This window comes from Gordonia sp. (in: high G+C Gram-positive bacteria), from assembly GCF_049299075.1.
In the GTDB taxonomy this organism is placed as follows: Bacteria; Actinomycetota; Actinomycetes; order Mycobacteriales; family Mycobacteriaceae; genus Gordonia.
On sequence record NZ_JBAQWU010000404.1, the window covers coordinates 1 to 3,965 of the forward strand.

Sequence of the window (3,965 nt, forward strand, 5' to 3'; positions counted from 1 at the left end):
CGCCGGGTCGACGCTGAGGGTGCCGCGCAGCACCCCAATGTAGTGCGCTTGGTTCTGCTCGACGTAGTCGATATAGGCGTCTATCGCCCGACTGAGGAGCTCCAGGGGGTCGGCGATGTCCGCCGGCGGCATAGTGCGGGCCAGCATCACCTCGGCCTGTTCCTGCACTAGCGCCAGATGAAAGTCCTGCTTGGAGTCGAAATAGTGGAAGATCAGCCCGCGGGAGACCCCCGCCCGCTCGGCGACCGCCTCAATCGTGACGTTCTCCAGCGAACGTTCGGCCGCCAACTCCTGCCCGAGATCGAGCAACTGCCTGCGCCGCTCCTGCGGTCCCATCCGCCTACGGCGCAGCGAGGCTTTACCTGCAGATTCGTCGGCCACCGTCATGGCGTCCACACTAGGGGACTATTGACTCTGATTCAACAAATTATTGACTTGCGCTCAATAACTATTGACCTAGCGTCAGCACACGCCCTATCGTGGCCATCATGACAACACACGATGTAGAGATCGCGATCGTCGGCGCGGGCTTCTCCGGACTCGGTGCCGCCATCCGCCTGGCCCAGGACGACTTCACCGACTACCTGATCCTGGACCGTGGCGCCGACTTCGGCGGGACCTGGCGCGACAACACCTACCCCGGCGCCGCGTGCGATGTGCCGTCGCACCTGTACTCCTACTCGTTCGCGCAGAACCCGGACTGGACCCGCTCCTACTCGCACCAGCCGGAGATCCACCGCTACATCAACGACGTCGCCGCCGCACACGACATCGCCGCGAATACTTGGTTCCACACCGAGGTCACCAAGGCCACCTGGGACGAGGCCACCGAGACGTGGCTCTTGGACATCACCGGCGACGGCGACGTGGACCAGGTCCGCGCCCGCGTCCTGGTCGGCGCCGTCGGTCCGCTGTGCGAGCCGAACCTCCCGGACATCGACGGCATCGAGTCGTTCGACGGCCAACTGGTGCACTCGGCCCGCTGGGATAACGACTACGACTTCACCGGTAAACGCGTCGCGGTGATCGGCACCGGCGCCTCGGCCATTCAGATCGTGCCGCAACTCGCCAAGACGGTCGGCCACCTGGACGTCTACCAGCGCACCGCGCCCTGGATTATCCCGCGTACCGAACGCCCCTACCTGCCGGTCGAAAACTGGGCCTTCAAGAACATCCCAGGGTTGCAGAACCTGATTCGCGGCACCATTTACACCGCCAACGAGTCCGTCGCCGCCGGCATGACCTACGCCCCCACCGCGCTCAAGCCGGTCGAGGCACTGTGCCGCGCCAACATCTTCCGGGGCATCCGCGATCGGGGGCTGCGCGAGCAAGTGACCCCGACCTTCGCGGTGGGATGCAAACGCATCCTCAAGTCCAACGAGTGGTATCCCACCCTGGCCCGCGACAACGTCGATCTGGTGACCGACCGCATCGCAAGAATCACGTCCAACGCTGTCATCACCGCCGACGGCACCGAGCATCCTGTCGACGCGATCGTCGTCGCCACCGGTTTCCACGTCACCGACTCGCCGGTCTTCGACACCATCCACGGCGTCGGTGGCACGAGCCTGGCTGACACCTGGAGCGCCGGCGGCATGAAGGGCTACAAGGGCACTTTTATCCACGGCTTCCCCAATATGGCGCTGCTCATCGGCCCGTCGACCGGCCTCGGCCACACCTCGATGGTGTACATGATCGAGTCGCAGCTGAACTACCTTCTCGACTACCTCCGCAAGACCCGCAAAGCCGGCATCACCCGCACCGAGGTGACGAAGGACGCGCAGGAACGCTACTCCGCCGCCCTGCAGAAGAAGCTGAAGAACTCCGTCTGGGTCAACGGCGGCTGCGCCTCCTGGTACCAGGATGAACATGGCAATATCACCGCCCTCTGGCCGGGTTTCACCTTCAATTTCCGCAACGCGACCCGACGCTTCGACATCGCGGCATACGCCGTCACCACCGGTACGCTGCCAGCAGCGGAAGCCACCGCGATTTCCGACGCCGTCATCGCCAGCGCCTGACACCGCCACCAGCCGCAAGCCGCAAGCCTGCCGCACGTCTGAAGAGAGAGACACACACATGAAGGTTTTCCGCGACAAGGTCGTCGTCATCACTGGCGCCGGATCGGGTATGGGCCGCGAACTCTCGGTGAAGCTCGCGCAGCGCGGCGCCCGGGTCGCCATCTCCGACGTCGATCCGGCGGGTCTGGCCACCACCGAACAACTCGTCAAACAGACCGGCGCCGAGGTCCACACGCAACTGCTGAACGTCGCTGAGCGCGAGGCCTTTCTCGACTACGCCGACACCGTCGCTGCGCACTTCGGCACCGTGCACGCCATCATCAACAACGCCGGTATCGCCCACCACGGCGAAGTCGAGACGATGGAATTCAAAGACATCGAGCGGATCATGGACGTCGACTATTGGGGCGTCGTCAACGGCACCAAAGCGTTCCTGCCGCACATCATCGCTTCGGGCGACGGCGCCATCGTCAACATCTCGTCGCTCTTCGGCCTGCTGTCCGAGCCGGGACAGGCTGCATACAATTCGGCAAAGTTTGCCGTCCGCGGATTCACCGAAGCGCTCCGCCAGGAGATGCTGATCTCCGATCACCAGGTGGCGGTCACCTGTGTGCACCCCGGCGGCATCAAAACCGCCGTCGCCCGCAACTCGACTACCTCCGGCGACCATGACCAGCAGGCCACCGCCGAATTCTTCGACAAATACCTCGCACGCACCTCGGCCTCGAAGGCCGCCGACATCATTCTGCGGGCCGTGGAGAAGGAACACGCCCGCGTCTTGGTCGGCGCCGACGCGAAGCTGATCGACCTCGGCGTGCGCCTGGTGGGCTCGTACTATCAGGGCATCACCGCCCGCATCACCGGCTGGGTGCTCTCCCGCACCTGAAAGTTCGTCTCCGGTCAGGCCACTGCGCCAGCCAGCCAGTCGGCGGCCACCGCACTCGGATCCTCGCCGCGCTCCACACGAGCCGCTAACCTGGCCAAATCTGCGGTGGTCAGCTCACCGGCCACCCGGCTGAGCTGTTTGAGGGCCGCCCGGTCGAGGGCTGCGCTCCGATACACCGGCACCAGGTCCTGCGCCCGTGGCGGGCCGTCGGACGGCACGGTACGAACGTCGCCGAGATCACCGAGGGCGGCGATCTGCAGTGCCGAGAGCACCCCGAGAGCCTGGCCGTCGGCCACCCGGTCGACTACCTCGCGCGGACTACTCACCCGCTGCACCGCACCCGAGTGACACGAGGCGAAGGCCTCGACGATCGCCGCAGGCGGCCCGTCGACCGTCACCAACGGCATCCCGGCGGGCAATCGGCCGCAGAGACTCACCGCGTCGACACCGAAGCGTTCCCGTACCTGGGCAGCCATCAGCAGCTGCGGACGGTCACTCACGCCGGTCGGGTCGCCGATCGCCACACCCTGCGGCAACGACCGGGACACCTCGATCTGCAGTTCTTCGGCCCCGTAAGCGGCCGGCTCCGCGGTCAGTTGGGACAGCAGCTGGCCGGTGTATGCGGGGAACAGCTCCAGTTCGCCGGCCGCGGTTGCGGCCACGAGTTCCGAATCGGGGCCGACGAGCCCTCCTTCGGTCGTCGCCGGGATCCCCGCTCGAGTCAGCGCGACAGCGTAAACCGCTGCCGCCGCCCGCAGGTCTGCCCGGTCGGCCGAACCGATCAACAGTGGGGGCGCGGGCTCGTCACCGCAGGCGGTCACCACCGCGACGGCAGTCAGCAGCGCGAACAATACGGCCAGGGCACGCGTCGGTTGTCTCATCGCAGATCAACGGTAGTCGATCCCCGATCTCGGTGACGACGCCGCGAGTCACATCGCAGCTTGGACGAATCCGGTCACCGAGGTGGCGATCAGCTGCACCGCGATAGACGCGAGCAGGAGGCCGGCGATCTTGGCGAGCAGCGTGATGCCGCCGGGCTTGAGAATCTTGATCAGCGT

At 65.8% G+C, this 3,965-nt stretch carries 4 protein-coding genes and 1 pseudogene; 2 read left to right on the forward strand and 3 right to left on the reverse strand.

Features of this window, described 5'->3' with window-relative positions:
• On the reverse strand, positions 1 to 387 hold a 387-nt coding region (locus WAW85_RS12855; RefSeq protein WP_422559999.1), incomplete at its 3' end, for a TetR/AcrR family transcriptional regulator.
• Positions 388 to 488: 101 nt separating this feature from the next.
• Here WAW85_RS12855 and WAW85_RS12860 point away from each other — a divergent pair.
• Together WAW85_RS12860 and WAW85_RS12865 are read left to right on the forward strand one after the other, a co-directional pair.
• On the forward strand, positions 489 to 2,021 hold the full coding sequence (locus tag WAW85_RS12860) for a flavin-containing monooxygenase (protein ID WP_422560000.1): 1,533 nt from the start codon (positions 489 to 491) through the stop codon (positions 2,019 to 2,021).
• A gap of 58 nt (positions 2,022 to 2,079) precedes the next feature.
• The gene (locus WAW85_RS12865) at positions 2,080 to 2,907 is read left to right on the forward strand and encodes an SDR family NAD(P)-dependent oxidoreductase (protein WP_422560001.1); all 828 of its coding nucleotides are present in this window, start codon (positions 2,080 to 2,082) and stop codon (positions 2,905 to 2,907) included.
• 14 nt (positions 2,908 to 2,921) lie between these two features.
• Here WAW85_RS12865 and WAW85_RS12870 read toward each other — a convergent pair whose 3' ends face one another.
• Together WAW85_RS12870 and WAW85_RS12875 are read right to left on the reverse strand one after the other, a co-directional pair.
• The gene (locus WAW85_RS12870) at positions 2,922 to 3,788 is read right to left on the reverse strand and encodes a glycine betaine ABC transporter substrate-binding protein (RefSeq protein WP_422560002.1); all 867 of its coding nucleotides are present in this window, start codon (positions 3,786 to 3,788) and stop codon (positions 2,922 to 2,924) included.
• Between the two features lie 48 nt (positions 3,789 to 3,836).
• Positions 3,837 to 3,965 (reverse strand): annotated as a pseudogene (locus WAW85_RS12875) (MarC family protein); the annotation flags it as partial.